We start from the raw sequence: 4808 nt of genomic DNA, 5'->3' as shown, positions 1-4808 counted from the left end.
CAGGTGGTCAATTACCTAATTTTCAGGGAAAAAATCCCTAAATTTTCCCCCCAATCACTCCAATGGTAGGCACTTTTTCAGGGAAAAAAAGTCTAAAAGCCTTATCCAACAAGGTTTTTAGATTTATTCAGCAAACCCTAAATAAAAGATCTGCGATTCCAAGACATACGGAAATTAGGGATATTCTCGCTAATAAAATCTGCAAAGATATCGGAATACCACTAATAAAATAAATCGTTCATCAGTCTTGATGTCAAATATCAGGATCTGGCAAAAACAGATAAAGATTTTGAGCAGATTCGGCGAGATAATCGGTTAAGTTAAGTAAATAAAAAAAGAGATAACTATCTATGTCGAAAGCAATCCTATCATCACAGTTAGGCGATAATAACTCTTAAGTTCCAACTTTCTATCCTAATCAGGAGACCGATTGCTATGACACTGGCAAACACCCAGCTAAAAATCGAAAATCTCGCTCATTATATCATAAAAATCACAAAAAATACTTAATTTAATAAGACAACTAAATAATTGTTTAATCGGTAATTCTTGAGGAAATCTAAAATCAGAACCCAACCGGCAAAAAAAGTGAGAGAATAAAAACATAGTTCAGAGAGTAGAGGCTGTCAAGACAAGCTTTCCAGTCGTAAAATCCATAATTCCTGCCGGGTGAGGGCCGATAACTAACTTTCAAAAAAGCAGAATTCAATTTAGTAGAAAAAATCGCAACAATCTGTCAATCTACTGAAAAAAGAGAGAAAACTTATGTTTTGTGAACAATGCGAACAAACCGCTAGTGGTAATGGTTGTCATCAGTGGGGAGCCTGTGGAAAAAGTCCCGAAGTCAACGCCGTTCAAGACTTATTAGTTTATTGTCTGCGGGGATTAGCATCGGTGGTTTTAAAAGCCAAAGAAGCGGCAATATCTACTCGCGAAGCCGATATTTTTACCTGCGAGTCGCTTTTCGCCACCATGACCAATGTGAACTTCGATCAAAGACGTTTTACCGATTATATTCAGCGTTGTTTAGAGATTCGGGAAAATTTAAAAGCACAATTGGGATCGGTGGACTGGTCTGCACTTGCTAACTATCAGCCTAATTTTAATGAGAGCCTAGTCAGCCAAGGTCAAGAAGTATCCTTAGAACTAATTGAAAAAGTACAGGATCTCGATATTTTTTCCCTAAAGTTAACCGCTATCTACGGAGTTAAAGGTCTTGCTTCCTATACTTTCCACGCTCAGGAATTAGGTCAAGAGGATGACTCAGTTTATCAGGTTATCCAAGAGACTTTAGCGGCAATTGATCGCAGTGATTTAAACCTGAATGATTGGGTGGCAATCTGTCTAAAAGTCGGGGCAGCAAACCTGCGAGCCATGGAATTATTAGATCAAGGTCATACGGAAACCTACGGTCATCCCATACCGACAAATGTTCCCTTAAATCCGCGTCTAGGTAAAGCCATTTTAGTCTCCGGCCATGATATTAAACAATTAGCGGCTTTACTGGCACAAACTGCCAATACTGGGATAACAGTCTATACCCACGGAGAATTATTACCCGCCCACGGTTATCCAAAACTCAAAGAAAAATATCCCCATCTCTACGGTCATTATGGCACCGCCTGGCAAAATCAAACTAAAGAATTTGCTAAGTTTCCGGGGGCAATAGTTTTAACTACTAATTGTCTCATGCCCCCCCACGAAAACTATGAAAGTAAACTCTTTACCCTCGGACCTGTGGGTTATGCCCATATTAACCGCTTAGAAACAGTGGACGGTGCGATCGATTTTAGTCCCGTGATTGCTAAAGCGCAATCATTGCCCGGATTTACTGAAATAAGCGAACCTCGGCAGGTAATGGTGGGATTTGCCCACAATACCGTTCTTAGTGTCGCTGATACGGTGGTTAATGCCCTTAAACAGGGTAAAATCCGTCACTTCTTCCTAGTTGGCGGCTGCGATGGGGCAAAACCCGATCGCAATTACTACACCGAATTCGTGGAACAAGTTCCCGAAGATTGCATCGTTTTAACCCTTGCCTGTGGAAAATTCCGCTTTTTCGACAAACAATTAGGTACTATCGAAGGATTACCCCGGCTGATGGACGTGGGACAATGTAACGATGCCTATAGTGCCATCAAAATCGCCCTAGGATTAGCCAACGCTTTTAACGTTAGCGTCAACGAGATTCCCCTCTCCCTAATTATCTCTTGGTACGAACAAAAAGCGATCGCTGTACTGCTCACCCTGCTGCATCTAGGTATGCAAAATATCCGTCTGGGACCAACTTTACCGGCATTTATCTCCCCTAACGTCCTCAAATTCCTCTCCGATACCTATCACCTGCAGCCGATTACCACCCCCGCAAAAGACTTAGCCGATTGTCTAGGTTAAAACTTTCTGTAAAAATCCCACCCTTGGCCACAAATTGTGGCCTATGGGAAGGAGAGGGATATTATCCTCAAGGAGAATAATTTTTATGTCCGTAATCACTTTAAGCATTGATGGCAAAGATGTAGCGATCGAAGCGGGTTCGCGAGTTCTCGCAGCCGCTAGTCAGGTAGGAATAAAAATTCCTGCCCTCTGTCATCTGGATGGGGTTTCTGAAGTGGCTGCCTGTCGCTTATGTTTGGTAGAAATTGAAGGTATTAATAAACTATTACCTGCCTGTGTAACGGAAGTGGCGGAAGGAATGGTGGTTCATACCGATACCCCAAAACTGAAAGAATATCGCCGCATGACAGTGGAATTATTATTCGCTGAAGGTAATCATGTTTGTGCAGTTTGTGTGGCTAATGGTAACTGTGAATTACAAGATTTAGCCATCGAAGTGGGTATGGATCATAGTCGTTTTCCCTACCGTTTTCCCAAGCGAGAAGTGGATATTTCCCATCATCTTTTTGGTATCGATCATAATCGTTGTGTTCTCTGTACCCGTTGTGTACGAGTCTGTGATGAAATTGAAGGGGCGCACGTTTGGGATCTGGCTTATCGCGGCGAAAAAGATAAAATTATCACGGGAATGGATCAGCCTTGGGGCAGCGTTTCTGCCTGTACTTCCTGCGGCAAATGTGTTGCCGCTTGTCCAACGGGAGCCATATTCCGCAAGGGTTCCGCCGTTTCTGAAAAAGAGGAAGATCGATCGAAGTTGGAATTTTTAGTTAACGCTAGGACTGAACACCAATGGACGCGTTAGCGAAAAATGGTAGATTCTCAAAACCCTCGTTGGGGACATCTAGGTATTTATGCCAAGTATCTGCGGGCGGAAATGGCTCTGTATGACGAGATTATGGGGATGAATGAAGATATTCCCTTGATTTCCGATTACTGCGGTATTTCTGCTCGGGAAACTCAACGAGCAAAGGACTACGCTTTCGGTAGCGGTGTCAGTCAGTATGAATTTTGGCCTAGTATTGATATGGCAAAGGCGTGGTTGAGGATGGCGCGAGGACAGGGAACGGCGATCGATCGTGTCTTTTTACAACACGAAATCTTAGAATCGGATTTAGTGATTAATCAGGGTATGAATCAGCCTTCTGCTCACGAAATCGCTCAAGCTCAATATGGTTGGTCCACCCTACTGCGTCAAGGAAATCAATAATGTTATGAATGATACAAATCTCGAACAGATCTTTCTGCAAGCCTTGGATCTCTGTCTATCCCTGCTGGATTATCAATCTCAACCAACCAATTTAGCTTGGTCCGCGATCGAACTTTTCGCCGAAGTTGGGCGATTTCCCCAGATGCTTCGCCAATTCTGTGATCAATACCGAGAGCGTGTGGCGGCGGCAGATCGGGCGATCGAGGATTACGCCAGTAGTGTGGATAATTGGACAGTCAAGGGGACTATTTTCGGGGCGCAGGATCAATGTAATATCTTGCATTTTTTTCTCAATGTCCACACGAAAAATTTTAAGTTTTTTAGAGGTGAAAATTGGACACCACAGCTAATCTGTGAATTTTTGCAAGAATGGAAGGGGATCGATCTTTTTTCTTTAATTGCAGATAATCAGGAACTTGTCGAGACAGGCAAAAACCCGCCCCTCGGTAAACAGCCGCTTTTCTATTAGCTAGTAATCACTATTGCCAAAACCTAACAAACAAGGAATTAAAATTATGAGTAAAATTCGCTTCGCTACTGTCTGGTTAGCCGGTTGTTCGGGATGCCATATGTCCTTCCTCGATTTGGACGAATGGCTGTTAGAATTAGCCGAAAAAGTTGACGTTGTCTATAGTCCCGTCGGCTGCGATCTGAAAACCTATCCAGAAAATGTCGATGTCTGTTTAGTGGAAGGAGCGATCGCTAATCAGGATAATTTAGAACTAATTCATCTAGTCCGTCAAAATACCAAAACCGTCGTTTCTTTTGGTGATTGCGCTGTGACTGCTAACGTTCCCGCTATGCGGAATATGTTAGGAACTGCCGATCCCGTGCTAAAAAGAGCTTATTTAGAGTTAGGAGATAACACGCCTCAACTACCAGAAGAACCCGGTATCGTTCCCGAATTATTAGATCAAGTGCTGCCCGTCCATCAAGTCATTCCCATCGACATTTTTATGCCGGGTTGTCCCCCCGATGCGGACAGAATTCGCGAGACATTAATTCCGATTTTAAAAGGGGAATTACCCGTGATGGTAGGGCGAGAAATGATTAAATTTGGTTAATTGAATCAGTTATCAGTTATCAGTTATCAGTTATCAGTTATCAGTTATCAGTTATCAGTTATCAGTTATCAGTTATCAGTTATCAGTTATCAGTTATCAGTTATCAGTTATCAGTTATCAGTTATCAGTTATCAGTTATCAGT

At 42.5% G+C, this 4808-nt stretch carries 5 protein-coding genes; all 5 read left to right on the top strand.

The genetic code is table 11. The annotated features are described in order from the left end of the window. The first annotated feature begins 765 nt into the window (after positions 1–765). The 5 genes from hcp (at position 766) to IM485_RS14235 (ending at position 4665) form a co-directional block, all read left to right on the top strand. On the top strand, positions 766–2394 hold the full coding sequence (hcp, locus tag IM485_RS14255) for a hydroxylamine reductase (protein ID WP_287743898.1): 1629 nt from the start codon (positions 766–768) through the stop codon (positions 2392–2394). 85 nt (positions 2395–2479) lie between these two features. Continuing rightward, a complete protein-coding gene (gene hoxU / locus IM485_RS14250; protein WP_104396958.1) occupies positions 2480–3196 on the top strand; it encodes a bidirectional hydrogenase complex protein HoxU in 717 nt (238 codons plus the stop codon). A gap of 6 nt (positions 3197–3202) precedes the next feature. Beyond that, entirely contained in the window at positions 3203–3601 is a 399-nt protein-coding gene (locus tag IM485_RS14245) for a hypothetical protein (protein ID WP_104396957.1), read from the top strand. A gap of 4 nt (positions 3602–3605) precedes the next feature. Further along, a complete protein-coding gene (locus IM485_RS14240; protein ID WP_238142024.1) occupies positions 3606–4070 on the top strand; it encodes a hypothetical protein in 465 nt (154 codons plus the stop codon). Positions 4071–4116: 46 nt separating this feature from the next. After that, positions 4117–4665 (top strand): NADH-quinone oxidoreductase subunit B family protein, encoded by a 549-nt coding sequence (locus tag IM485_RS14235; protein WP_002733074.1) that lies wholly within the window; start codon positions 4117–4119, stop codon positions 4663–4665. The last annotated feature ends 143 nt before the right edge of the window (positions 4666–4808 follow it).

Origin of the sequence: Microcystis sp. M169S2 (genome assembly GCF_020245865.1) — a bacterium.
Classification (GTDB): Bacteria; Cyanobacteriota; Cyanobacteriia; order Cyanobacteriales; family Microcystaceae; genus Microcystis; species Microcystis ichthyoblabe_A.
The sequence above is the reverse complement of the archived record's forward strand: the minus strand, read 5'-3'. Positions and strand labels throughout refer to the sequence as shown.